Source organism: Kitasatospora sp. NPDC023120, from assembly GCF_055560835.1.
In genome coordinates this window covers 52,998-77,103 of record NZ_JBVHHY010000029.1, presented here as the reverse complement: position 1 = coordinate 77,103, position 24,106 = coordinate 52,998, and the positions used below count along the sequence as shown (strand labels likewise).

The 24,106-nt window shown below is 71.8% G+C and carries 18 protein-coding genes; 3 read left to right on the top strand and 15 right to left on the bottom strand.

What is annotated here, in order from left to right; genetic code table 11:
• Positions 1-11: 11 nt before the first annotated feature.
• From ACZ3TI_RS33330 to ACZ3TI_RS33305, 6 genes are all read right to left on the bottom strand, one after another.
• The gene (locus ACZ3TI_RS33330; protein WP_465732903.1) at positions 12-1,373 is read right to left on the bottom strand and encodes an MFS transporter; all 1,362 of its coding nucleotides are present in this window, start codon (positions 1,371-1,373) and stop codon (positions 12-14) included.
• 178 nt (positions 1,374-1,551) lie between these two features.
• The gene (locus ACZ3TI_RS33325; protein ID WP_465732901.1) at positions 1,552-2,229 is read right to left on the bottom strand and encodes a S8 family serine peptidase; all 678 of its coding nucleotides are present in this window, start codon (positions 2,227-2,229) and stop codon (positions 1,552-1,554) included.
• Between the two features lie 35 nt (positions 2,230-2,264).
• A complete protein-coding gene (locus tag ACZ3TI_RS33320) occupies positions 2,265-2,483 on the bottom strand; it encodes a S8 family serine peptidase (protein WP_465732899.1) in 219 nt (72 codons plus the stop codon).
• 332 nt (positions 2,484-2,815) lie between these two features.
• Positions 2,816-4,012 (bottom strand): S8 family serine peptidase, encoded by a 1,197-nt coding sequence (locus ACZ3TI_RS33315; protein WP_465732897.1) that lies wholly within the window; start codon positions 4,010-4,012, stop codon positions 2,816-2,818.
• Positions 4,013-4,249: 237 nt separating this feature from the next.
• Positions 4,250-5,890, bottom strand: a complete 1,641-nt coding sequence (locus ACZ3TI_RS33310) for a WXG100 family type VII secretion target (RefSeq protein WP_465732895.1) — start codon at positions 5,888-5,890, stop codon at positions 4,250-4,252.
• A gap of 43 nt (positions 5,891-5,933) precedes the next feature.
• Positions 5,934-6,491 (bottom strand): hypothetical protein, encoded by a 558-nt coding sequence (locus ACZ3TI_RS33305; RefSeq protein WP_465732893.1) that lies wholly within the window; start codon positions 6,489-6,491, stop codon positions 5,934-5,936.
• Positions 6,492-6,808: 317 nt separating this feature from the next.
• Here ACZ3TI_RS33305 and ACZ3TI_RS33300 point away from each other — a divergent pair, with 317 nt between their 5' ends.
• Entirely contained in the window at positions 6,809-8,686 is a 1,878-nt protein-coding gene (locus ACZ3TI_RS33300; RefSeq protein ID WP_465732891.1) for an FUSC family protein, read from the top strand.
• 87 nt (positions 8,687-8,773) lie between these two features.
• On the opposite strand, the gene ACZ3TI_RS33295 is transcribed toward ACZ3TI_RS33300, so the two are convergent.
• The 7 genes from ACZ3TI_RS33295 to rsmI all read right to left on the bottom strand — a co-directional run bounded on the left by ACZ3TI_RS33295 (position 8,774) and on the right by rsmI (position 16,871).
• Complete coding sequence (locus ACZ3TI_RS33295; RefSeq protein ID WP_465732889.1) at positions 8,774-10,591, bottom strand: ABC-F family ATP-binding cassette domain-containing protein; 1,818 nt, start codon at positions 10,589-10,591, stop codon at positions 8,774-8,776.
• A gap of 151 nt (positions 10,592-10,742) precedes the next feature.
• On the bottom strand, positions 10,743-11,660 hold the full coding sequence (locus ACZ3TI_RS33290; RefSeq protein WP_465732887.1) for a 4-(cytidine 5'-diphospho)-2-C-methyl-D-erythritol kinase: 918 nt from the start codon (positions 11,658-11,660) through the stop codon (positions 10,743-10,745).
• The gene (gene rsmA, locus ACZ3TI_RS33285) at positions 11,657-12,610 is read right to left on the bottom strand and encodes a 16S rRNA (adenine(1518)-N(6)/adenine(1519)-N(6))-dimethyltransferase RsmA (protein WP_465732885.1); all 954 of its coding nucleotides are present in this window, start codon (positions 12,608-12,610) and stop codon (positions 11,657-11,659) included. The genes ACZ3TI_RS33290 and rsmA overlap by 4 nt, the downstream gene beginning before the upstream one ends.
• A 92-nt stretch (positions 12,611-12,702) precedes the next feature.
• Positions 12,703-13,581 (bottom strand): TatD family hydrolase, encoded by an 879-nt coding sequence (locus tag ACZ3TI_RS33280; RefSeq protein WP_465732883.1) that lies wholly within the window; start codon positions 13,579-13,581, stop codon positions 12,703-12,705.
• Position 13,582: 1 nt separating this feature from the next.
• Positions 13,583-15,205: a methionine--tRNA ligase gene (gene metG, locus ACZ3TI_RS33275; protein ID WP_465732881.1), complete on the bottom strand. Its 1,623-nt coding sequence runs from the start codon at positions 15,203-15,205 to the stop codon at positions 13,583-13,585.
• A 108-nt stretch (positions 15,206-15,313) separates the two neighbouring features.
• Positions 15,314-15,766 (bottom strand): hypothetical protein, encoded by a 453-nt coding sequence (locus ACZ3TI_RS33270; protein ID WP_465732879.1) that lies wholly within the window; start codon positions 15,764-15,766, stop codon positions 15,314-15,316.
• A 235-nt stretch (positions 15,767-16,001) separates the two neighbouring features.
• Positions 16,002-16,871, bottom strand: a complete 870-nt coding sequence (rsmI, locus tag ACZ3TI_RS33265; protein WP_465732877.1) for a 16S rRNA (cytidine(1402)-2'-O)-methyltransferase — start codon at positions 16,869-16,871, stop codon at positions 16,002-16,004.
• A gap of 105 nt (positions 16,872-16,976) precedes the next feature.
• Here rsmI and ACZ3TI_RS33260 point away from each other — a divergent pair, with 105 nt between their 5' ends.
• Positions 16,977-18,794, top strand: a complete 1,818-nt coding sequence (locus ACZ3TI_RS33260) for a dolichyl-phosphate-mannose--protein mannosyltransferase (RefSeq protein WP_465732875.1) — start codon at positions 16,977-16,979, stop codon at positions 18,792-18,794.
• Between the two features lie 205 nt (positions 18,795-18,999).
• On the top strand, positions 19,000-20,763 hold the full coding sequence (locus tag ACZ3TI_RS33255) for a penicillin-binding transpeptidase domain-containing protein (RefSeq protein WP_465732873.1): 1,764 nt from the start codon (positions 19,000-19,002) through the stop codon (positions 20,761-20,763).
• Positions 20,764-20,784: 21 nt separating this feature from the next.
• On the opposite strand, the gene ACZ3TI_RS33250 is transcribed toward ACZ3TI_RS33255, so the two are convergent.
• Positions 20,785-22,194, bottom strand: coding sequence for a glycosyltransferase 87 family protein (locus ACZ3TI_RS33250; protein WP_465732871.1), 1,410 nt, complete (start codon positions 22,192-22,194; stop codon positions 20,785-20,787).
• A gap of 128 nt (positions 22,195-22,322) precedes the next feature.
• Positions 22,323-23,849 carry an amino acid permease gene (locus ACZ3TI_RS33245; RefSeq protein WP_465732869.1) on the bottom strand — a complete coding sequence of 509 codons (1,527 nt, stop codon included), beginning with the start codon at positions 23,847-23,849 and terminating at the stop codon, positions 22,323-22,325.
• Positions 23,850-24,106 lie beyond the last annotated feature (257 nt).

Here is a 24,106-nt window from a genome sequence, read left to right as displayed (position 1 = left end):
CACTCGCGAGGCTACGCCGCCGGATCCGCCCCCAGCAGGGGCGCCCGGCGGCGTCCGCCGTCCACCGCCCCCAGCTCGGTGCCGGTGGTCTCCGGCAGCAACCGCAGGCACCCCAGGGCCAGCACGCCCAGCACCGCCAGGTACCAGCCCGCCGGCTGCGCCGTCCCGTACGCCTCGGTCAACCGCGTCGCCACCAGCGGAGTCGTCGCGCCGCCGATCACCCCGCCCAGGTTGTACGTCAGCGCGGCACCCGTGTAGCGCACCCGGGTCGGGAACAGCTCCGGCAGGAACGCCGCCACCGGCCCGAACACGCAGCCCAGCACCACCATCGCCCCCGCCAGGGCGAGGAACATCAGCGCCCGGTTCACCGTCTCCAGCAGCGGGAACAGCACCGGCGACCACCCCACGGCCAGGCCCGTCGCCCACCACAGCGTCCGCCGTCGCCCCCACCGGTCACTGCGCGAGGCGCTCAGCCACACCGTCGCGGCCATCCCCACCGCACCGGCCAGCAGCATCGACAGCACCACCGTGCTCGCCACCCCGAGCCCGGACGTCGCGTACGCCAGCGCGTACGTCGTGGTCAGGTAGAACAACGCGTACCCCACCGTGATCGCCCCGCCGCCCGCCAACACCGGCCGCCAGTGTTCCCGCACCACCTCCAGCACCGGCGGCCGCACCCCGCGCTCCGCCGACCGGAACAACGGCGACTCCTCGATCCGCAACCGCACGAACAGCCCCACCGCCACCAGCGCGAACGAGGCGAGGAACGGCACCCGCCAACCCCACGCACGGAACGCCCGCTCGTCCAGGCCGAGTTGGAGCGCCAGGAACACCCCGTTCGCCAACACGAAGCCTGCCGTCGGCCCCAACTGCAGGAACCCCCCGTACCACCCGCGCCGCCCGGCCGGCGCGTTCTCCGCGATCAACAGCGCCGCCCCGCCCCACTCCCCGCCCAAGCCGACGCCCTGGCACACCCGCAACGCCACCAGCACCCCCGGCGCCCACCACCCCCAGGACGCGAACCCCGGCAGCACCCCCACCGCCGCCGTCGCCAGCCCCATCAGCAGCAGCGACACCACCAGCGTCGCCTTCCGCCCCACCCGGTCCCCGAAATGCCCGAACACCACCGCCCCCAACGGCCGGGCCAAGAACGCCACCGCGTACACCGAGAACGCCGCCAACAGCGCCCCCACCGCACCGAGACCGGGAAAGAAAACCGGCCCGAACACCAAGGCGGCTGCCGTCCCGTAAATGAAGAAGTCGTAGAACTCGATCGCCGTCCCGATCAGCGCCGCGACCGCCGCCCGCCGCAACTGGCCTGACTGCCCTGGCGGTTCCGTCTGCTCCGACGACCAGGTACCCTCCGCATCCATACCACCACCCTCACCAGCCGGCCCCACGCCGACCAGCCCCCACCCGGGTGACCCCGGCGCACCCCCACGACCCCCACGCCCGAGTCGCACGCCCCTCGTACTCCCCGGCCATCCGGCTACCGCGCGTACGGCTCCTCCCCCGACGGCCTCCGCACACCCCTCCGCCGCCGCACAACGACTACCCCCGCACCACCCACCAGCCCCAACCCACCCGCCACAGCTGCCACAACCGGCACCGCACTGCCCGCCCCCGACGCCGCATCAGCCTCCGGCTGCGCTGTCGGCGCGCCGGCAGCCACCGCGGTCGGGCTCTCGGTAGGACTCGGCACCGACGCCGGACGGGTGGACGAAGTCGCAGCGACGGATGGGACGGCAGACGGCGAGGCCACGTCGGCCGGAAGCGGGGACTGGTCCGCGGACCCGGATCGCCGGGAGACGTCAAGGCGATCCGTGGCCGGACCATTCCGTATCCGGTGTCATCATTGCGATTGGATCCATCGTTCGGCTTACCCGCCGTATTGATAAGAACCCGCAGGATCTGATTCGCCGTCCAGTCCGGATGTGCCGACCACACCAGTGCAGCCGAAGCTGAAACCATGGCTGTCGCGTCGGACGTACCGTGCCCCTTGCAGTAGCCAGTCGAACCAGCGCAGGACGCGATCATGTCCATACCGGGCGCAATGAGAGCAACCTGCGGACCGTGCTCCGACTCGGCGGTTACTGTCCCGTTGCGATCAGCGGCACCTACCCCGACAACGTTGGGAAGTGCGCCCGGGTACTCAACTGGATTCCCCGACTGCGCCTCGTTCCCGACGCTGGCGACCACGAGGGACCCACGGGTACGTGCCCAGGCCATGATTTTGCTCAGCCTTGCGACATCTTCTGGGGAGATCAGAACCGCATTCGTCCCCTGCCTATGTTGATGACCTTGGCTCCCTGCTCGACCGCAAACGTAACGGCCTGTCCGATCTGCGCCATGAAGTCGGACTCGAGTACCGATCCCTCGTCACCATTGGCAATCTTCAGCGGCAGGATCTTGGCGCCAGGGGCCAAGCCGTAGGCACCCTTTCCACCGTTGGCCTTGCCACTCCCGGCAATGAGGCCGGCCATTTGCGTGCCATGCCCCTTGTGTAGGACCCGACGCCCCCGGAACTTCCACTGAAGTCCTTGCCGGGAAGGAACTGTCCCACCAGGTCCGGGTGATCCAGTTTGAATCCGCTGTCGATCACTGCAACTGTGATGTCCTGCCCCTTGGAAACCTTCCACATCTCCGGAGCATGCATGGCATCCAAGTGCCACTGCTGCTGCCGGATCGTGTCCTCGGCGACCGCCGGCGACACCTCAGCCCCCGCCAAACACAGGCTCGCAACCCCAACGGCCGCAAGCCTCCGACCCCACAGCCAGCAACTCCCCACCCGATCCCCCACCACAAACGGCTCGAACTACTTCGTGTACGGGTTGTCCTCCGGCGGCGCCGGCGGCTGGTACGGCGACGGCGGCATCTGAACCCCGGGCTGTGCAGCCGCCTTCCGCCGCCGCAACACGACGAACACCACGCCGGCCACCAACACCAGCGCAGCGGCCACGCCGCCCACGATCGGCACCGCACTGCCGCGTGACCCGGACGACGCATCAGCCTTCGGCTGCACCGTCGGCGCGCCGGGCGCCGCCCTGGTCGAGCCCGGCATCGGAGTAGCGGTCACACTTGCCGAAGCTGGCGGAACAGCCGCCGGCGGAACCGCATCAGCCGGAATCGGCGATACATCGGCCGGACCGGGATCCCCCGGATCCGTCAGCGCGATACGCGGCCGAACCACGCCGTAACCGATGAGGTCGCTGCGTGCCGACCCATCCTGCGGCTTCCCGGCCGTATTGATGAGAACTCGCAGAACCTGGTTCGCAGTCCACTCCTTGTGGACCGCCCAAACCAAGGCAGCCGAAGCCGAAACCAGAGCGGCTGCGTCCGACGTACCATGGCTCTTGCAGTACTCAGTGGATGAGGTGCAGGCTGCGAGGATGTCCTCCCCAGGGGCAACCAGAGAGACATGAGGACCGGTTTCCGACTCAGTCGTTACAGCGCCTTGGCGGTCTACAGCGCCAACACCCACCACGTTAGGCAGCCCGCCCGGGTATGACAGCAGATTCCCGGATTTCGCCTCATTACCCACGCTGGATACGACCAGGACTCCCTTGGAGCGGGCAGCAGCAAGGATCGCGTTCAGTTTGGCCACATCATTCGGGGTCGCCGTCACGGCGGCGATACCCTGAGAGATGTTCACAACCTTCGCGCCCTGATCCACCGCATAGTTGACGGCCTGACCGACCTGGTCCAGGAAGTCGCCGGAGACAACCGAGCCCACAGAACCGTTGTTGATCTTCAGTGGGAGGATCTTCACCCCGGGAGCCAGGCCGGTGGCTCCTGTTCCTCCGACACCCTTTCCGGTTCCCGCGATCAGGCTGGACATCTCCGTGCCGTGCCCATCACCGAACGATCCCACGCCACCTGGGCTACCACTGAAGTCCTTGCCCGGCAGAAACTGCCCGACCAAATCAGGATGGTCCAGCCTGAACCCTCCGTCGACCACCGCAACGGTGATTCCCTGCCCCGTGGAGACCTTCCACATCTCCGGGGCGTGCATGGTGTCCAGGTGCCACTGGCGAGCGCGGACTGTATCGTCCGCGACTGCTGACGCTGCGACCGGGCCGACCACGGTTCCCGCCGCCAGAAGGGCCACAGCAGCCGTTCGCCAACGCATGCGCATGCTCGTCCGCCCCATCACTACTCCTCGTCACTCTCTCCACCGACCGGGAAAAGTGCCCCGAACAAGACTGCCCGGCCACCGGGATAGCCCAGTGGCCGGGCAGTCGTTGCCGTCCTACTCAATCACGTCCGGGTTGCTCTCCGGCGTACCGCTGGTCCAGGTCTCCTCGTCCTCGTGCAGGTAGTCGGCCCGCTGGCGGCGGTTGCGCTCGTTGCGGCCTCCGTGGCCCCCCATGCCGGGTGCCATCATGCCGTTCTGGCCCGAGCGGGTGCCGCCCTCGGCCGCTCCCGTCGCAGCGGCGCGGTTGCGCAGGCCGGTACCACCGGGGGTGAACTCCCCGCCGACGGCCGGCCCCTTGTGCCCTCCGACCGTTCCGCCGGTGGTCGAGGCCAGGCCCCGGCCGCGCGAACCTCCGCCCGCACCGACGGCTCCACCGTGGCCGCCCCCCATGCCGGGGTGCATGCCCGTGCCGTTGCCGTTGGGCCCGCCGCCGACTCGACCGCCGCCCGGTCCCGCCTCACGGGAACCAAAGACCGTCCCGGTGGGAATGCCCGGGGTGCCGTTCTTCCCGGATGTCTGGCCGCCGAACGGCGTGCGGGGGTTGACGGTGCCACCCTTGCCGGGGAAGTAGTCGCTGCCACCGCCCTTCGACTTGACCGAACCGCCACCGGGCCCGACCGGGAGGCCGGGCATCGGCCCCCCACCGGGACCGTTGGGCCCGCCACCGGGGCCGGTGGGGCCGCTCGGGTAGACGGGGCTGGTCGGCCCGGTCGTCGTCGGCAGAGGACCACCGCCAGGGCCGTTCGGGCCCGTTTGGGTCGGCGCCGTCGGGAGGCTGTCCAGTCCGGTACCCGGACGGTTGACCGGGTCCGACGGGTGGGACGGCGGGATCGTGGAGCCGGGGTCCTGCGGCGCGGGCGGCAGCTGACCGCCGCCCTGCGGCGGGATCGGGCCGGTGTGGCCGCCAGACGGACCGGTGGGATCCGATCCCGGGTGGTACGCCGTGACCGAGCCGCCGCCGTACCTGCCCCCGCCCGAGGGGCTGTAGCTGCCGCCGCCACCGGTACGAGGACTGCGCACGGAACCGCCATAGCCACCGGTGTCTCCGCCGCCACCTCTGGATGCCGCGACGGAGTCGTTCTGGTTGCTCTCCTTCCCCGGTGTCCCGGGCAGCACCACATCGGAGGGGATCCCGTTCAACGTCGTCGTCGCGGCGCTGTACGCCTGGGCGAGTTTCTCCATCTGGAGAACGGCGTCCTGGTGCTCCTTGGCGATCTTCGTCTGAGCCTGGTTGGCCTGATACTCGGTGACCCAGTTCTTGTTGACGGACTTCATGTAATCGTCGACGGACTGCCCAACGGCGAGTTGCGCTCCCGCCGGAATGTAGACCGTCTGCGAGTTGCGCTTGGCCACCGTGTCGATCTCCGTCTGTGGCGGCGCAGGAACAGCGGATTTGGCGGTGCTGAGCGCCTCACCTGCCTGGTGCATCGCGTCACCGGCGGTCGTGGCGTGGTCGCCGATGATCTGCGCCGACTGCTGGAGGTTGCTCGCCCACGTCTTGAAGTTCTCGGCGGCAGGGCCTTCCCAGGTGACGCTGCTGACGTGCGATTTGAGCGCCGAACTCAGCTCCTTCAGCACCCTGCCAGCCGCCTGCAGCTGGGTGCCTCGGCTGAGGACCGTCGCAGGATCCGTGCTGTCGACCATCTTCCGCAGCTGGGCGTGATCAATGCTCTCGAAGTTCGTTCCGCCTGACACTACTTGCTCCCCGTTTCCCCGTAGAACTCTCCCCAGACCACCATCAGTACTGGCCGTTACCCGACCCCGGCGGCCGAACGGCGGCACCTGCGCTACTGGCGACAGCGTTCTGCGCGGCCGTCGTGTGATCCTCGTTGGCCGCGTAGTTTCCGGCCGTCTTCGAAACCGCCGTCTGCATCGCTTGGATCTGGCTCGCAAAATCCTTGTGCAGTTGGACGAGCTGGGCATGCACCTTCTCGTAGGCGGTCGTCAGCGCCGTCGCCTCCGCGAACTTCGCACTGGCGAAGCTCTGCTCGGTGAGTTTCTGCTCCTGGACCTTGTACGGCGCCGCCGCCGAGCCCTCCATGACCTGCAGCAGGGCCTCGACCTTCTTCGAGAACTCGGTCAGCGTATCCAGCTCGACCTTGACGTCGTGATTGCCGAAGGCCGCGACCAGCGCGTTGGCGTCCCCGTAGGTCTGCGACTCGCTGATCGTGGGACCGTACATCTTCGGATTGGTGGGCAGCACGTACGGTTTGGCGTCAGCGGACGGAGGCGCGGGGTTCGTTCCCGCGGGCTCCGTCGGGTTGGTGGTCGTCCCCGGCTTGCCGTCATCTGCCACAGCAGTTCACCTCTCCCCCGTACGGCCGGGCACCGACCCGGGCGTACCCGGGTGGTTCCGTGCCGCAACACACCGTCAACTTCTCGGTCGTACCGTCCTGGTCGGCGCACCGCCCGCCGTCTGGGCGGTTTTCGCCTCCGTCATGGTAGCCACCGCCCCTGTCGAACGGGCAGGGACCTTGGCCCGCCCGTACGCGATCGGTACGAACTTGACACGTACAAACGGTCGTCGGGGCCTCGGTAGACTGGTCCGGTACGCCCATCTGCCGCGCAGCGTCGCACAGCAGCGACCCGAGGCCGCAGAACGGACGTGACCGCATGAGTTTGGGCTCCCCGGAGGCCCCCTGGTGGGTGCGTGCCGTACGGCCGGCGCGGGTGCCGTTGCCGTGGGCGTTGATGGTCCGGGCGGCGGTGGGCATGGCGGTGCCGTTGGCGGCCGGTCTGTTGGCGCACCGGCTGGACCTGGGGGTGTTCGCCGGGCTCGGGGCGATGCACGCGACGATGAACGACCGGGTCGAGCCTTCGCGGCTGCGGGTGGTCCGGATCGGGGCGGCGGTGTCGGCCTCCGCGCTGGGCATGCTGGTGGGCACGGCCCTTCAGTACGCCGGGGTCGGCGGGGTCGCCCTCGGGGTGGCGCTGACGTTGACGGCTGTCGTCTCCGGTGCGCTGAGTGCGACGGGTCCGCGTGGGTCGGCGGCCGGGATGTTGTTGTTGGTGTCGGCCGCGCTGGGGAGCGGGATGCCGCTGCCGCACCCGTGGTGGGCGGCGGCGCCGATGGTGCTCGCCGGTGCGGCGTTGGTGGTGGTGCTGGGGCTGCCGGCGGGGGTTCCGGGCCGGCCGGGGGCCGATCCCCGGGTACGGGCGCTCGCGGCCGCGTACGACGCGCTCGGCCGTACTCTCGCCGACTTGGGCACGTCGCGAGCGGCGGGCTCGCGGCAGGTGCTGACGGCCCGCCTGAACCAGGTCCAGGACCTCCTCCCGGGGAGGGGCCCCGGGGGCCGCACCTCCGACGGCCGGTACGAGGCCGCGCTCGCCGCCACCGAGGCGGCGACGGGCCTGTTGTGGGCGCGTCGTCCCGTCCCGCCGGAGGTGGCCGGGGTGCCGGGCCGTCTGGCGGCGGCGGTTCGTCGGGGCGGCGGCGAGGTCGACGTTCCCGACTGGCGGCCGGACACGCCTGCCCGGCGGGCCCTGGACGTGGCGTTGCGCGCCGCCGCGGACACCGTGGCGGGCCGTGCCACCCGTCTCGACACCGCACCCGCGCCAACACCCACGCCGGTACCGGGCCCGCTGTCCCGGTCGTCCCTCCGCTACGGCCTGCGCGTCGCGCTGTGCATCGCGGCCGGTTCGGCGGTGACCGTCAACTACCCTCTCAGCAAGGCCTACTGGGTCCCGATGACGATCGCCTTCGTCCTCAAGCCGGACCTCGGGTCGGTGTTCCTGCGCGCGGTGAGCCGTGCGATCGGCACCGTGCTCGGGGTCGCGGTGACGGCGGCGCTGCTCGTGCTGACCACCGACCCGTGGGCGTTGACGGCGGTCGCCGCGCTCTGCGTGGCCCTGCTGCCGTACGTCACGGCGGTGCACTACGGGTTGAACACCGTGGTGATGACGCCGATGGCGCTGGTCCTGCTCCAACTCGGCAGCCAGAGCGGCGCGGCGGAGTTCCGGCCCCGGGTCCTGGACTCCGTGCTGGCGAGCGCGATCGTCCTGCTCTTCGGGTACCTGTTGTGGCCGGAGCGTCCGCGTCACCGGATCGAGCCCCGGCTGGTGGACGCGACGACGGCACTGCGGGCCTACCTGGACGCGGTGGTCACCGGACGCGCCGACCGCGCCGAGGTGTGGCTGCGCCGTACGGCGTACCGCTCGCTGGCGGACGCCCGCCAGGAGGTACGGCAGGGGCTGGCCGAACCGCCGCCGGCCGGCCGGCTGGCCGAGCGGTGGCTGCCGGCGACGGCGGCGCTGGAGCGGCTGGGCGGCGCGGTGGCGGCGTTCGCGGCCCAGGTCCGGTACGGCGGCCGCGTGCCGGACCCGGCCGAGGTCGACCGGGTCCGCCGGGCACTGGACGAACTGACCGCCGCCGCCCGCGCGCACCGGCCGCCGACCACGCCGGCGGACCGTCCGACCGGGCCGCACGACCCGACGCGCAGCGCGCTGGGCCGTGCGGCGGACGAACTCGAAGCGCTCCTCGCGAACGGCTAGCCGACCCCAACCGCCGGCCGACCCGAACCGCTGGCCTAACCGAACCGCCGGCCGACCCGAACCACCGGCCTAACCGAAGGGCAGCGCTCAGACCTGCTCGGCCAGCTCCAGCCAGCTCATCTCCAGCTGCTCCTTCTCGTCCCGGACGGCGCGCAGCTGCGCGTCCAGCTCGGCGACCTTGGAGAAGTCGGCGGCGTGCTCGGCGAGTTGGGCGTGGAGCTTGGACTCCTTCTCGTCCAGCTTGGCGATCTGCCGCTCCAGCTTCTGCATCTCCTTCTTCGCCGCCCGCAGGTCCCCACCGGACAGCCCGCCAGCGGCGGCGGTCTCGACCGCCGGGGTCGCGGCGGCGGCGACGGCCGCGGCCTCGGCGGCCATCCGCGCGCGCCGCTCCAGGTACTCGTCGACGCCGTTCGGCAGCATCCGCAGCTTCTTGTCGCCGAGCAGCGCGTGGACGACGTCCGTCGTCCGCTCGATGAAGAAGCGGTCGTGGCTGATGACGACCATCGAGCCGGGCCAGCCGTCGAGCAGGTCCTCCAGCTGGTTGAGCGTCTCGATGTCCAGGTCGTTGGTGGGCTCGTCCAGGAACAGCACGTTGGGCTCGTCCATCAGCAGCCGCAGCAGCTGGAGGCGGCGGCGCTCGCCGCCGGACAGGTCGCCGACCGGCGTCCACTGCTTGTCCTTGCCGAAGCCGAACTGCTCGCACAGCTGGCCGGCGCTCATCTCCCGGCCCTTGCCGAGGTCGACCCGCGAGCGGACCTGCTCGACGGCCTGCAGCACCCGGGTGGCCGGGTCCAGCTCGGCGACCTCCTGCGACAGGTAGGCCAGCCGCACCGTCTTGCCGACCTTGATGACGCCGGACGCGGGCTGGACGTCGCCCTCGGAGACGTACGCGTCGCGCAGCGCGCGCAGCAGCGAGGTCTTGCCGGCTCCGTTGACGCCGAGCAGGCCGATCCGGTCGCCGGGACCGAGCTGCCAGGTGAGGTTCTCCAGCAGCAGCTTCGGGCCGGCCTTGACGGTCACGCCCTCCAGCTCGAAGACCGTCTTTCCGAGCCGCGCGTTGGCGAACTTCATCAGCTCGGACTTGTCGCGCGGCTCCGGCACGTCGGCGATCAGCGCGTTGGCCGCCTCGATCCGGTAGCGCGGCTTGGAGGTACGGGCGGGGGCCCCGCGGCGCAGCCAGGCGAGTTCCTTGCGGGCCAGGTTCTGGCGCTTCTGCTCCTCGACGGCTTCGATCCGGGAGCGCTCGGCGCGGGCGAAGACGTAGTCGGAGTATCCGCCCTCGTACTCGTGCACCTCGCCGTGCTGGACGTCCCACATCCGGGTGCAGACCTGGTCGAGGAACCAGCGGTCGTGGGTGACGCAGACCAGCGCGGAGCGGCGCTTCTGCAGGTGCGCGGCGAGCCAGTTGATGCCCTCGACGTCGAGGTGGTTGGTGGGCTCGTCCAGGACGATCAGGTCGGGCGAGCCGAGCAGCAGCTTGGCGAGGGCGATCCGGCGGCGCTCGCCGCCGGAGAGCGGGCCGATGACGGTGTCCAGGCCGTCGGCGAAACCGGGCAGGTCGAGGCCGCCGAACAGGCCCTCGATGATGTCGCGGATGCGGGCGTCGCCGAGCCACTCGTGGTCGGCGCGGTCGGCGATCACCTCGTGCCGGATGGTGGCCTTCGGGTCGAGCGAGTCGTGCTGGGTGAGGACGGCCATCTGCAGCCCGCCGGAGTGGGTGATCCGCCCGCCGTCGGGCTCCTCCAGCTTGGCGAGCATCCGGATCAGGGTGGTCTTGCCGTCGCCGTTCCGGCCGACGACGCCGATCCGGTCGCCCTCGCTGACGCCGAGGCTGACCGCGTCCAGCAGGGCGCGGGTGCCGTAGACCTTCGTGACGGACTCGATGGTGGCGAGGTTGACGGCCACGTGTGCTGCGCTCCTGGGTTCGGCGGTCGAAGGGCGGCTCACCGCCCCTGGCTCGGGAGACCCCGATCTCCCCAGCCTAATGGGCTGGCGGCGACACCCTCACCGCGCTGCTCCCGCCGCGGACAGCGGAGAGCAAGCCGGAACCCCGGCGCTACGCCACGACCGCGGCCCCCGGCACCGGCCCGTACGTCGCGTGTGCGGTCCGGCAGGTGCCGGAGGCGCGCAGTGCCTCGGCGACGGCGGCGGCCGTGTCGGCGTCCTTGGCGAGGAAGGCGCAGGTCGGCCCGGAGCCGGAGACCAGCGCCCCGAGCGCGCCCGCCTCGGTGCCGGCCCGCAGGGTGTCGGCGAGCGAGGGGCGAAGCGAGAGCGCTGCGGGCTGGAGGTCGTTGGCGAGGGCGGCGGCCAGGGCGACGGCGTCGCCCTGGCCGAGGGCGGCGAGCAGAGCCGGGTCGGCGTCGGGGGTGGGGACGTCGGTGTCGCTGGAGCCGGTGCCGGCCTCCTCGCGCAGCCGGTCGCACTCGCGGAAGACGGAGGGGGTGGACAGGCCGCCGTCGGCGACCGCGAAGACCCAGTGGAAGGTGCCCTCGACGGGCAGCGGCTCCAGGATCTCGCCCCGGCCGCGGCCCAGCGCGACCCCGCCGACCAGGGCGAACGGCACGTCGGACCCGAGTTCGGCGGCCAGGTCCAGCAGCGTCTCCGTCGGGGTGTCCAGCTGCCACAGGGCGTCGCAGGCGACCAGCGCCGCCGCACCGTCGGCGCTGCCGCCGGCCATGCCACCGGCCACCGGGATGGCCTTGGCGATGTGCAGGTGGACGCCCGGGTCGGCGATGCCGTGGTGGGCGGCGAGCAGCCGGGCGGCGCGGGCGGCGAGGTTGCTGTCGTCCAGGGGGACGGCGGCGGCGTCCGGCCCGGAGCACGTCAGGGTGACGCCCTCCCCCGGGGTGGCGGTGACCTCGTCGCCGAGGGCGACGGCGAAGAAGACGTTGGCCAGGTCGTGGAAGCCGTCGGCGCGCAGCCCGCCGACCCCCAGTTGGACGTTGACCTTGGCCGGCACCCGTACGGTGATCACTCGCTGTCCTCAGCAGACTCGGCGGACTCAGCGGGCTCGGCGGGCTCGGCGGACTCGGCGGGCTCGGCAGGCTCGGCAGGCTTGGCGGGCTTGTGCTCGGCGATCGCGGCGAACTGCTCCACCGTCAGCATCTCGCCGCGCAGCTTGTGGTCGATCCCGGCGGCGGCGAGCGCCTGCTCGGCCCCGGCGGCGGAGCCGGCCCAGCCGGCCAGCGCGGCGCGCAGGGTCTTGCGCCGCTGGGCGAACGCGGCGTCGACCACCGCGAACACCTCCGCGCGGCTGGCGCTGGTCTTCGGCGGCTCGCGGCGGATCAGCGAGACCAGCCCGGAGTCGACGTTGGGGGCGGGCCAGAACACGTTCCGTCCGATGGCGCCGGCCCGCTTCACGTCGGCGTACCAGTTGGCCTTGACCGACGGGACGCCGTACACCTTGTTGCCCGGCTTGGCGGCGAGCCGGTCGGCGACCTCGCTCTGCACCATCACCAGGGTCCGCTCGATGCTGGGGAAGGTCGCCAGCATGTGCAGCAGGACGGGCACGGCCACGTTGTACGGGAGGTTGGCGACCAGCGCGGTGGGCGCCGGACCGGGCAGTTCGGTGACCTCCATGGCGTCGCTGAACACCAGGTCGAAGGAGTCCGCCTTGCCCGGCATCCGGGCCGCGACGGTGTCCGGCAGGTGCTGCGCCAGCACCGGGTCGATCTCGACCGCCGTCACGTGCCGCGCCACCTCGAGCAGCGCGAGGGTCAGCGAGCCGAGCCCGGGCCCGACCTCCACCACCGCGTCCTCGGCCGTCACCCCGCCCGCCCGGACGATCCGCCGCACGGTGTTGCCGTCGATGACGAAGTTCTGCCCGCGCTGCTTGGTCGGCTTCACGCCGAACGCGGCCGCCAGCTCCCGGATGTCGGCGGCGCCCAGCAGGTGGCTGTCAGGGGTGGGATCGGTGGTGCTCACGCGCCAAGGATACGGGCGCGGGAGCCGCCGTCCGGACGCGCCGATCCGGACGGGCACCGCCCGCCCGCCCCCACCGGCCAGGACCCGCGGGCTCAGTACCCGAAGGCCCGGGCCGTGTTCTCCGCGATGGCTGCCGACAGTTCGTCCTCGTGCAGGCCCAGGGTCGCGGCCATGGAGCGCACCGTGACCGGGATCAGGTACGGGGCGTTGGGGCGGCCGCGGTAGGGGTGCGGGGTGAGGAAGGGGGCGTCGGTCTCGACCAGGACGCGGTCGAGCGGGGTGGCGAGCAGCGCGTCGCGCAGCGGCTGGTTGGACTTGAAGGTGACCGGTCCGGCGAAGGACAGGTACCAGCCGTGCTCGGCGCAGGTCTTGGCCATGTCGGCGTCGCCGGAGTAGCAGTGGAAGACCGTCCGTTCCGGGGCGCCCTCCTCCAGCAGGACGGCGATGACGTCCTCGTGGGCGTCCCGGTCGTGGATGACCAGGGCCTTGCCGTGCCGCTTGGCCATCTCGATGTGGCGGCGGAACGACTCCTTCTGGATCTCCACGCCCTCCGGCCCGGTGCGGAAGTAGTCCAGCCCGGTCTCGCCGACCGCCAGCACGTGCGGCAGGGCGGCGAGCCGGTCGATCTCGGCGAGCGCCTCGTCCAGTGCGGCCGCGCCGCCCGCCTTGCGCTGCTGTCCGGACCAGCCGTCCGCGTCGCCGAGGAAGATCCGCGGCGCCTCGTTGGGGTGCAGGGCGACGGCCGCGTGCACCTGCTCGTACTGGGCCGCCAGCTCGGCGGCCCAGCGCGAACCGGGGACGTCGCAGCCCACCTGGACCACCGTGGTGACCCCGACCGAGGCGGCGCGGGCCAGGCCCTCGGCCGGGGTGCCGGACTGCATGTCGAGGTGGGTGTGCGAGTCGGCCACCGCCACTGCCAGGGGTTCCGGCAGCGGCGGCGGGGTCGACCGGTCGTCGTCCTTGGCGGCCATGTCAGGCGGCCGGCTTCTCTTCGAGGCGGGGGAAGAGGATCTCGCCCTTGGTGACGGTGGCACCGGCGGGCAGCCGGCCCCAGTCGGCCACGGTGGCGATGGTCTGCGCGGACAGCGCGCCCAGCCCGGCGGCCTCGGCGCCCAGCGAGGTCCACAGCTTCTCGGCGGTGGACGGCATCACCGGGTTGAGCAGGACGGCGGTGGCGCGCAGCGACTCGGCGGCGGTGTAGAGGATGGTCGCGAGGCGCGCCCGGCCCTCCTCCGAGTCGTCCTTGGCGACCTTCCAGGGCTCCTGCTCGGTGATGTAGCCGTTGACCTGCTTGACGAACTCGAAGATCGCCGCGATGCCGCCGGCGAAGTCCAGCTCCTCGCCGATCTTCCGGTCGGCCGCCTCGACAGCCTTGGTCAGCCCGTCGGCGACGGCCTGCTCGGCGTCCCCCGCGGCAGCGGCGGCGGGCAGCACCCCGTCGAAGTACTTGCCGACCATCGCGGCGACCCGGGAGGCCAGGTTGCCGAAGTCGTTGGCCAGCTCGGAGGTGTAGCGGGCGGTGAAGTCCTCCCAGGAGAACGAGCCGTCCGTGCCGAACGGAATCGCCCGCAGGAAGTAGTAGCGGTACGCGTCCACGCCGAAGTGCGAGGTCAGGTCGGTGGGCGCGATGCCGGTCAGGTTGGACTTGGACATCTTCTCGCCGCCGACCATCAGCCAGCCGTTGGCCACGACCCGCTTGGGCAGCGGCAGCCCGGCGGCCATCAGCATGGCGGGCCAGATGACGGCGTGGAAGCGGAGGATGTCCTTGCCGACCAGGTGGACGGAGGCCGGCCACAGCTCGGCGAAGCGCTCCGGGTCGCTGCCGTAGCCGGCCGCGGTGATGTAGTTCTGCAGCGCGTCCACCCACACGTAGAGGACGTGCTTCTCGTCCCAGGGCAGCGGCACGCCCCAGTTGAAGGTGGAGCGGGAGATCGAGAGGTCCTTCAGGTCCTGCTCGACGAAGCGCAGCACCTCGTTGCGGGCCGAGGCGGGCTGGATGAAGCCCGGGTTCGCGGCGTAGAACTCCAGCAGCTTCGGGCCGTAGGCGGAGAGGCGGAAGAAGTAGTTCTCCTCCTCCAGCCACTCGACCGGCTTCTTGTGGACGGAGCAGAGCTTCTCGTCCTCGGTGGCGCCGTCGAGCAGTTCGGCGGGGAGCTTGAACTCCTCGCAGCCGACGCAGTACGGGCCGGAGTAGCCGCCCTTGTAGATCTCGCCCTTGTCGTACAGGTCCTGGACGAACTCCTGCACGCGGTCGGTGTGCCGCTGCTGGGTGGTACGGATGAAGTCGTCGTTGGCGATCTCCAGGTGCTCCCAGAGCGGCTTCCACGCCTCCTCGACCAGCTTGTCGCACCACTCCTGCGGGCTGACGCCGTTCGCCTCGGCGGTCCGCATGATCTTCTGACCGTGCTCGTCGGTGCCGGTCAGGTACCACACCTTCTCGCCGCGCTGGCGGTGCCAGCGGGTGAGGACGTCGCCCGCCACGGTGGTGTACGCGTGGCCCAGGTGGGGGCGATCGTTGACGTAGTAGATCGGGGTGGAAACGTAGTACGCCGGGGCGCTCGCCCCGGTGGTGCTGTGGTCTGCAGTGGCCGCCATGGTCGGAAAGCTTAGTCGGGCACGCGCACCGCCCTCGACCGAGTTGTGTCCCGGTCGGGGGCGGTCCTTCCCGCGTCCTGCGATGGCGGCCCGCCGCGGCTCCCGGCGTCAGCCCAGCAGCCGCGACCAGAACCGGGCCCAGCGTCCGCGCGGCTCCGCGGGCGGCGCGGGCACCAGGGGCGCCCCGGCCGGCTCGGCGGGCGGCGCGGGTACCAGGGGCGCCCCGGCCGGCTCGGCGTGCGCCGGGTAGCCGGGGGCGTGCTGCCAGGGCTGGTCGGCGACGGCCACCCGACCCTCGCGCATGATCCGCACGGTGTGTCCACCGCATCCGGGGCAGGTCGGCTTGAGCAGCGGGGACGGCACCCGGACACCGTTGGCGTGGTACTCGAAGACGACGTGGCCGTCCTTGGCCACGTGGTGCTCGATGTCGTACGCCTGCTCCCAGCCGTACCCGCAGCGCAGGCACGCGAAGGAGTAGGCCTCCCGTACGGTCTCGACGGGAGTGTTTCCGCGGCCGGCCAGGCCCGCGGTGCTCAGGGGGCTACCGATCGTCTCGCTCATAGCCGTCTCCCAGCGCCCGCCGGGCGCCCGCCCGGCTGGGTCTTTCCTTCCCAGGAAATGCCCGGACCGCCTCGACCGATGCCCCGCTTGTGAAGACTTGGACGCGGGTTGGGGAGCCCTATACGAAGACCCTCCGGCGTTGCGGAAACCGCGACCGAAGCTTCAACTCAGCGGGTGTTTACCGAGGCCTTCACTCCAAGGTACGACTACCCGTGCGCATCGCAACCCATCGCATTCACCCCTTTTTCGGGCTCCCGTCCAGCCCCTCCTTCTTCGCCGCCACGACGGCGTCGAAGACCTCCCGCTTGGGCAGCGAGAGCTCGACCGCGACCGCCGCGATGGCCTCCTTGCGCCGCTCGCCCGCCTCCTCGCGCACGGCCACCAGCCGGGCCAGCTCGGCCGGGGTCAGCTCCTGCGGCGCGGCCGGCGGGGCGCCCGCGACGACGACGGTGATCTCGCCCTTGACGCCGCCCGCCGCCCAGGCCGCCAGCTCGCCGATCGGCCCGCGCTTGACCTCCTCATAGGTCTTGGTGAGCTCGCGGCAGACCGCGGCCGGGCGTTCCGGCCCGAACGCCTCCGCCATCGCGTCCAGTGCCTCGGCGATCCGGTGCGGCGCCTCGAAGAAGACCATGGTGCGCGGCTCGGCGGCGATCGAGGCGAGCTGCCGGGCCCGGTCGCCGGTCTTGCGCGGCAGGAAGCCCTCGAAGGTGAAGCGGTCGACGGGCAGGCCGGACAGCGCGAGCGCGGTGAGCACCGCGGACGGCCCGGGCACCGCGGTGACCTTGACGTCCGCCGCGACGGCCGCGGCGACCAGCCGGTAGCCGGGGTCGGAGACGGAGGGCATGCCGGCGTCGGTGACCAGCAGCACCCGGGCGCCGCCGAGCAGCGCCTCGACCAGTTCGGGCGTGCGGCCGACCTCGTTGCCCTCGAAGTAGGACACCACCCGGCCCGCCGGGGTCACCCCGAGCGCCTGGGTGAGCCGGCGCAGCCGCCGGGTGTCCTCGGCCGCGATGACGTCCGCCGTGGCCAGTTCGTCGACCAGTCGGGGCGGGGCGTCCGAGACGTCGCCGATGGGGGTGCCTGCGAGAACCAAAACTCCTGTCACAGACCCCATCCTTGCAGTTGCGAACGCCCGGGGCGTTTGGTGACGATTCGGTCAGCTTCCGAGGGAGCGGACACGCGTACGAAGTGCGCCCCTACGATGTGGCGGATGAACGGCGACACGGCGGCGCAGACGCCCACTGGTACGGACCACTCCGCGCGGGGCGGCGTCGGCCTGCCGTCCCCCCGCCCGCCGGAGTCCGCCGCCCCCGCCGCCGCCGCGACCCCCGCCGCCCCCGCGGCACCGACCTGGCGCGAGCGCCTGGTCCGCCACGGCTACCGCCCCCGCCCGACCGTGCCCCTCGCCGAGCGCCTGGTGCCGCCGATGCCGGACGGCCCCCGGGTGACCCCGCGCGACGTGCCGCAGTCGCCGCTGCTGCTGGGCATGGGCATCTCGCTGCCGCAGGGCCTGTGGTACTTCCTGTGCCGCTGGTCCGGCTGGCTGGGCCCGGTCGCGGTGGCGGTGTTCGCCGGGATCCTGCGCTTCGCCGACCTCGGGCAGCCGCACGCGATCATCTTCGACGAGACGTACTACGCCAAGGACGCCTACGCGCTCTGGCACGGCGGCTACGAGATCAGCTGGCCGGAGGACGCCAACACGACGATCATGACGCCCGGCGCGGCCGTCCCGTACCGGTCGACGGCCTCGTACGTGGTCCATCCGCCGGTGGGCAAGTGGATCATCGGTTTCGGCGAGCAGCTGTTCGGCATGAACCCCTTCGGCTGGCGCTTCGCGGTGGCCCTGCTCGGCACCCTGTCGGTGCTGATGCTGGCCCGGATCGCCCGCCGGATGTTCCGCTCGACCCTGCTGGGCTGCGTGGCCGGCCTGCTGCTCTCGGTGGACGGCTTGCACCTGGTGCTCAGCCGGGCCGCCCTGCTCGACCTCGTGGTGATGTTCTGGATCGTGGCCGCCTTCGGCTTCCTGCTGCTCGACCGCGACCGCACCCGGGCGCTGCTGGCCCGGCGGCTCGGCGGGGTCGAGGACCCGGAGCTCGCCCAGCGCGTCGGCCTGGGCTGGCGCCCGTACCGGATCGCGGCCGGCGTCTGCATCGGCCTGACCTGCGCCACCAAGTGGAGCGGCCTCTACGTGATGGCGGCGTTCGGCCTGATGACGGTGCTCTGGGACGTCGGCGCCCGCCGCCTGGCCGGAGCCCCGCGCCCGTTCCGGGCCGTGCTCGCCCGGGACGTGGCGCCCGCCTTCGTCTCGGTCGTCGTGGTCCCGATGGTGGTCTACGTCGCGTCCTGGTGGGGCTGGTTCGCCAGCAGCAACGCCCCGGGCAAGGGCGGCTGGGGCCGGGACTGGGCGGTCGGCCGCTCCACCGACTTCCCGTGGATACCCGAGGGCCTGCGCGCCCTGTGGCACTACCACTCGACGGTGTACGAGTTCCACCTCCACCTGAGCGACCCGCACACCTACCAGTCCAATCCGTGGTCCTGGCTGGTGCTGGGCCGGCCGGTCTCCTTCTACTACGAGTCCCCCAAGCTGGGCCAGGCCGGCTGCACCGCCGCCGACTGCGCCCGCGAGGTGCTGGGCATCGGCACCCCGCTGCTGTGGTGGACGGCCCTGGCGGCCCTGGTCTACTGCCTGTGGCGCTGGGCGTTCCGGCGGGACTGGCGGGCCGGCGCGCTGCTGTGCGGCCTGGCCGCCGGCTACCTGCCGTGGTTCGCCTACCAGCAGCGGACGATCTTCCTCTTCTACGCGGTGGTCTTCGTCCCGTTCCTGGTGCTCGCGGTGACGATGCTGGTCGGCGCCCTGATCGGCCCGCCCGGCGCCTCCCGGGACCGCCGGATCATCGGTTCCGCGACCGCCGGCCTGCTGGTGCTGCTGATCGTCTGGAACTTCCTGTTCTTCTTCCCGCTCTTCACCGGCCAGACCATCCCGCTGGAGGACTGGCGCCGCCGGATGTGGTTCAACAGCTGGATCTGACGCCGGCCCGCCCCCGCGCGCGGTGCTCCGTCCACACCGCGTCCCCGCGAACCGTCCGTATGCGGTCCACGACACGTACCAGATCCGTCACAAGTCCCGGGCGTTTCGTCGGCGCACCGATTCCGCCTGCCTAGGGTGGGGGCGTACCGCGTTTCCGGCCCTCGCCGGTTGCGCCCGGCCGCGAGACCCCTGGGGGAACTGCACCATGCGCAGTGGCGCGAAGATCGGCATCATCACCGGCGTGTCCATCGCCGTCCTCGCGGGCGGCGGCTACGGCGCGTACAGCCTGCTGGCCTCGGACGGCTCCGGGTCCGGCGACAAGCCGCGTACGGTGCTCGCCGAACCGCCCTCGGCCGAGCAGGCGACGGCCGGCGCGAAGGACTTCCTGGCGGCCTGGGCCTCCGGGGACATCGCCAAGGCGGCCTCGCTGACCGACGACCCGGCCGCGGCCACCACCGCGCTGACCGCCTTCCGGGACCAGGTGAAGCCGAGCGCGCTGACCCTCACGCCGACCGGCCCGACCACCCAGCAGGTCTTCGCCGCCGCCACCGGCACCCCCAGCCCGGCCAAGCCCGCCGCCGGGGCCTCCGCGACGCCCGCGGCGGCCGGCACCCCGGGCGCCACCGACTCGCCGTCCCCCTCCGCCACCCCCGGGCCCACCGGCACCCTGATGAGCTTCAAGGCGCGCGCCGAGTTCGAGGGCACCAACCGGGCCTGGGACTACCAGGGCTTCCTGGGCGTCGTGAAGATGAGCGACAACACCCCGGCCGTGCACTGGGCGCCCTCGGTGATCCACCCCCACCTGTCCGGCAACGAGACCATCGCCGCCCAGCCGGTCTTCGCCCCGCCGTCCACCGTGGTGGACCGCAACGGCAAGCAGCTGCAGGCCGCCTCGCTCACCGCGGCGCTGATGAACAGCGTGCAGGAGAACGCCCAGAAGCTGCTCCCGCCGGACCCGACCAGGGACCAGGACGCGGGCAAGGCCGTGGTGATCAACGACCCGGCCGGCAAGGCCGCCGCGGACAAGCTGTTCACCATCGTCGAGCCGAAGCCCGGCAAGCCGTTCAAGGTGACCATCGACAACACCGTCCAGGCCGCCGCCGAGAAGGCGATGACCGACCTGGGCGGCAAGCCCGGCTCGGTCGTGGCGATCGAGCCGAGCACCGGCCAGGTGCTGGCCTTCGCCAACTCGCCCGCCATCGGTCAGAACCGGGCCTTCGCCGGGCTGCTCGCGCCGGGCTCGACGATGAAGATCGTCACCTCGGCGGCGCTGCTGGAGGCCGGGATCAACCCGGACACCGTGGTGGCCTGCCCGGAGAAGAGCAGCAACGCGGTCGCGATCCCGAACGACTTCCCGGGCGCCTTCCCCAACAACACGCTCCAGCAGGACTTCATGGTGTCCTGCAACACCGCCTTCATCAACCAGGGCCTGGCCAGCCTCAAGCCGGAGACGCTGTCCAGCACGGCCAAGGACGTGTTCGGCATCGGCCTGGAGTGGAAGACCGGCCTGCCGAACGCCGACGGCAAGGTCCCGGCGACTCCGGGCAGCAAGGACGAGCAGGCCATGAACTACATCGGCCAGGGCAAGGTCCAGATGAACCCGCTGGCCATCGCCTCGATCACCGCCACCGTCCAGAGCGGGGCGTTCAAGCAGCCGATCCTGGTCGCGGGGCTGCCGCAGCAGGCCGCGGCCCGCCAGATCTCGCCGGACGTCGCCGCCAAGCTGCGCGCGATGATGAACGCCACCGCCACCGGCGGCACGGCCAGCCAGGTGATGGCCGGGATCACCGACAACGCGGGTGCCAAGACCGGCTCCGCCGAGGTCCAGGGCGCGTCCACCACCAACAGCTGGTTCACCGCCTTCCGCGGCAACATCGCGGTGGCCGCCGAGGTCCAGGGCGGCGGCCACGGCGTCGACGCGGCCGGCCCGGCGGTGGCCTCCATCCTGAAGGCCGCCGCCGGCCGCTAGCGGTTCGTACGGAGCCCGCTCTCAGCCTCTCGGCAGGGCGGGCTCCGGCGCGTCCGGTGCCCGTCCGGGCGCGACCGGGCGTCGGCTGCTCCAGCGCCGGGCTGCCAGCCGGGGCCAGATCACCAGCACCACCGGCAGCGCGAGGTACCCGAACCGTCCGGCCGGGGCGAGCATGAAGGCGATCGCGAGCCCGGCGGCCAGCAGGTCGGCCGCCGCGATCGCGGAGACCGGCGGCCGGGCCAGCAGCCAGATCGCCACCCCGATCAGGGCGAGGGTCATCAGCGCCATCGAGATGGAGTGCCCGGTCGGCCCGAAGCCGGCCAGCACCTTGCCGGGCAGCGGGCTGCCGGCCGGGGTGCGGATCGCGGTCATCCCGAGCGGGAAGCGCACCACCTGCTCGGCCAGCGCGTCCGCCTGGGTGAGCACGGACGGCAGGATCACCGCCGCGCTCACCCCGACCCCGATCAGCGCGGTCCGGGCGGCGGGACGACGGCCGTACAGCCGCCACAGCAGCAGGACGGCGACCGGCAGCGCGGGCCAGGCCGTCCACTTCAGGGTGCAGGCGAGGGCGAGCACCAGGCCGGCGCCGACGGTGCGGTCCCGTTCGGCGAGCGCCATCGCGAGGCAGCAGACGCCGATCAGCGGCAGGTCCACGCCGCCGACCGCCAGGGCGAGCGCTATCAGCGGCGAGGCGGTGAGGACGGCCAGCGGCAGCAGTGGCGCTCGGTCCCTGGTGGGGCGCAGCAGCCGCCAGGCGGCCAGCAGGCAGGCGAAGAAGGTCAGGGCGAACCAGATCCGGGCGTCCCCGGCGACCCTGGCGAAGCCGGTGGAGTCGCCGAGCAGCTGGCGCGGCAGCCCGAACAGGGCCATCGCCGGCAGGTACGGGTTGTAGTCGGTGACCACCACCGGGTGCGGCAGGTAGGCATCGCCGGTGGTGAGCAGCAGGTGGGCCGAGCGTTCGACCACCATGACCTCGGACTGGTGGCGGCCGGTCAGGGCGAGGAGCCCGAGCGGGACGAGGACGGCGCCGACGAGGGCGACCGCGGCGGCGGCGTGGGCCGCGAAGCGGCGCGGCAGGGTCAGGCAGAGCAGTCCGGCCAGGGCGTAGGCGGGGGCCGCGATCAGGCCCCACAGCCGCTGGTTGGGCAGGTCGGAGACGAGCGGGAAGGCGGCGGCCCAGCCGGCCGCGATCAGGCAGCCGAGCAGCTGGACGGTACGCGTCGAGGCGAGCGTGGCGGGATTCAGTCGATCGGGCGTGGGCGGAAAGGTGTTCTCGCCACGCTGTCGGGGGAACGGGCGGACCGAGAAGCCTCTCGGCGGTCGTCCCGGTCGGGAGGACGTCTCGGTCGCGAAGGTCTGGGCCGGCGTTCTGCTGCGGCCGGTGAAGCGGCCGCGCGGGCGGGAGTAGCCGGGCGTGCGGGTGCTCACCATGGTGGAAGGTTATGGGTGCGGGCCCGGCCCTGTCGCCATGACGTCGGGCACTGGGCGTGTGATGGCACGAAAAGGGCCGCCGAGTGTCCTGTCGGTCGGCGGCCCTTCACGTCGGATTCGTCTGCTCGTCAGCCGGCGGTGCGGTCGGCGGGTTCGGCGGCCTGCTCGGCCTCCTGGCCGGCCTCCTGCCCGGCCTCCTGCCCGGCCTTCTCCAGCCGGGAGTGCTTGATGCTGTAGCCGAAGTAGACGACCACGGCGACGGCGAGGGCGATCCCGCCGGCCCGGAAGGTGTCGGCGTGCAGACCGGTGATCAGGTAGATGCAGAAGCCGACGCTGAGCAGCGGGACGACCGGGTAGCCGGGCACCTTGAAGCCGCGCGGCAGGTCGGGCTGGGTGCGGCGCAGGATGATCACGCCGATCGAGACCACCGAGAAGGCGATGAGCGTGCCGAGGCTGGTGATGTCGGCCAGGACGTTCAGCGGGATGAACGCGGCCAGCGCGCCCACGCCGAGGCCGACCACGATGGTGTTCCAGATCGGGGTGCCGGTGCGCGGCGAGAGCTCCGCGAAGCGCTTGGGCAGCATGCCGTCGCGGCCCATCGAGTACAGGATGCGGGTCTGGCCGTAGATCACCACGAGGGTGATGCTGAAGATCGAGATGATCGCGCCGATCGCGAAGACCATCGCGGGCCAGCTCTGGCCGGTGATGTCCTGCAGGATCTGGGCGAGGCCGGCCTCCTGGCCGTCGAACTTCTCCCACGGCTGGGCGCCGATGCCGGCCAGCGCGACCAGGATGTAGAGCAGGGTCACCACGACCAGCGAGATGATGATCGCCATCGGCAGGGTGCGGCGCGGGTTCTTGACCTCCTCACCGGCGGTGGACACGGCGTCCAGGCCGATGAAGGAGAAGAAGATGCTGGACGCGGCGACCTGCACGCCGCCGATGCCGAGCGGCATGAACGGGGTCAGGTTGCCGGAGTGGAAGCCGGTCAGCGCGACGCCGATGAAGAGGATCAGGATGAGGATCTTGATGCCGACCATCGCGGCGTTGACCTTCACCGACTCGCTCACGCCGCGGATCAGCAGGAAGCAGACCATCGCGACCAGCAGCAGCGCCGGCAGGTTGAACCAGTGGCCGCTGTCCGGCGCGCCGGAGAGCTGCTCGGGGATCTTGACCCCGAACGCCAGGTCGAGGAACTTGTTCAGGTACTCGGCCCAGCTGACCGCGATCGCGGAGGCGGAGACGCCGTACTCCATCAGCAGGCAGATGCCGACGCCGAAGGCCACGCCCTCGCCGAGGGTGGCGTAGGCGTAGGAGTAGGAGGAGCCGGAGACCGGGATCGCGGAGGCCATCTCGGCATAGCAGAGCGCGGTGAGTCCGGCGGTGACCGCGGCGATCACGAAGGACAGGATGACGGCCGGGCCGGCCGACGGCACCGCGGTGCTGAGCACGAAGAAGATGCCGGTGCCGATGGTGGCGCCGATGCCGATCGAGGACAGCTGCCAGAGGCCGATCGAGCGGCGCAGGTGGATGCCGGAACGCCCGCCCTCCTCGGGCGCGCCCGCCGGAAGGGCGTCGTGCCCCTCGCTCTCCGCGATCAGGGTCGAGACGGGCTTGCGTCGCAGCAGACGCGCACCGAGGGTGTTGCTGGCCAAAACTGCGGTCCTTCTAGGCGAGGGAGGGTTCCTAGCGGCCGGTCACCCGAGACCCTGAGGGGTGTCATCGTGAACCAACCGAACAAACATGGGACAGTACCCCGCGAAAGCACCAGTGTCGCAAACGAACAGTCCGGATACGCGCATTGTCCGAAATGGCACATATGGATGTACAAACCGGACACTTCGCAGACGGCGGATCCGCCATCGAGCAGCTAAAGCAGCAGCTCAAGGCCACTGAGGGGCCCTGCTCCTCT

What these genes read in the sequence shown, in the direction of transcription:
- ACZ3TI_RS33325 (WP_465732901.1), bottom strand. Translation starts at nt 2,229, where the DNA reads ATGGCCTGGGCACGTACCCGTGGGTCCCTCGTGGTCGCCAGCGTCGGG.
- metG (WP_465732881.1), bottom strand. Translation starts at nt 15,205, where the DNA reads ATGGCGGCCACTGCAGACCACAGCACCACCGGGGCGAGCGCCCCGGCG.
- ACZ3TI_RS33300 (WP_465732891.1), top strand. Translation starts at nt 6,809, where the DNA reads ATGAGTTTGGGCTCCCCGGAGGCCCCCTGGTGGGTGCGTGCCGTACGG.
- ACZ3TI_RS33320 (WP_465732899.1), bottom strand. Translation starts at nt 2,483, where the DNA reads ATGGCCGGCCTCATTGCCGGGAGTGGCAAGGCCAACGGTGGAAAGGGT.
- ACZ3TI_RS33330 (WP_465732903.1), bottom strand. Translation starts at nt 1,373, where the DNA reads ATGGATGCGGAGGGTACCTGGTCGTCGGAGCAGACGGAACCGCCAGGG.
- ACZ3TI_RS33250 (WP_465732871.1), bottom strand. Translation starts at nt 22,194, where the DNA reads ATGGTGAGCACCCGCACGCCCGGCTACTCCCGCCCGCGCGGCCGCTTC.
- ACZ3TI_RS33270 (WP_465732879.1), bottom strand. Translation starts at nt 15,766, where the DNA reads ATGAGCGAGACGATCGGTAGCCCCCTGAGCACCGCGGGCCTGGCCGGC.
- ACZ3TI_RS33260 (WP_465732875.1), top strand. Translation starts at nt 16,977, where the DNA reads ATGAACGGCGACACGGCGGCGCAGACGCCCACTGGTACGGACCACTCC.
- ACZ3TI_RS33280 (WP_465732883.1), bottom strand. Translation starts at nt 13,581, where the DNA reads ATGGCCGCCAAGGACGACGACCGGTCGACCCCGCCGCCGCTGCCGGAA.
- ACZ3TI_RS33315 (WP_465732897.1), bottom strand. Translation starts at nt 4,012, where the DNA reads ATGCACGCCCCGGAGATGTGGAAGGTCTCCACGGGGCAGGGAATCACC.
- ACZ3TI_RS33255 (WP_465732873.1), top strand. Translation starts at nt 19,000, where the DNA reads ATGCGCAGTGGCGCGAAGATCGGCATCATCACCGGCGTGTCCATCGCC.